This is a genomic window from Parendozoicomonas sp. 2304DJ65-17 (genome assembly GCF_058148445.1).
In genome coordinates, this window is record NZ_JBYVJV010000098.1 from 1 (window position 1) to 241 (window position 241).

At 50.2% G+C, this 241-nt stretch carries 1 protein-coding gene; it reads right to left on the reverse strand.

The window, feature by feature from the left end:
• The coding region (locus ACY2RR_RS24660; protein ID WP_490110846.1) for a LysR substrate-binding domain-containing protein at nucleotides 1-241 on the reverse strand (241 nt) is incomplete at both ends.

Below are 241 nucleotides of genomic sequence, written 5' to 3' on the forward strand. Positions count from 1 at the left end.
GATGGCCGGACAACTCAGTTGGGGTTTTCGGTATTCCATACTTCTTCAGATAATCAGGTTGGGCAACTATCTGCATTCGGCTGCTGGGGAGGCTTCGGGCATTCAGGGTGGAGTCAGACAACTCTCCAACCCGAAGAGCGACATCTGTCTTCTGCTGAAGCAGGTCGATAACGTTTTCAGTACTGACCAGTTCAAAGTGAATAGCCGGATAACACTCTAAAAAGCCAGTGAGAACAGGCGC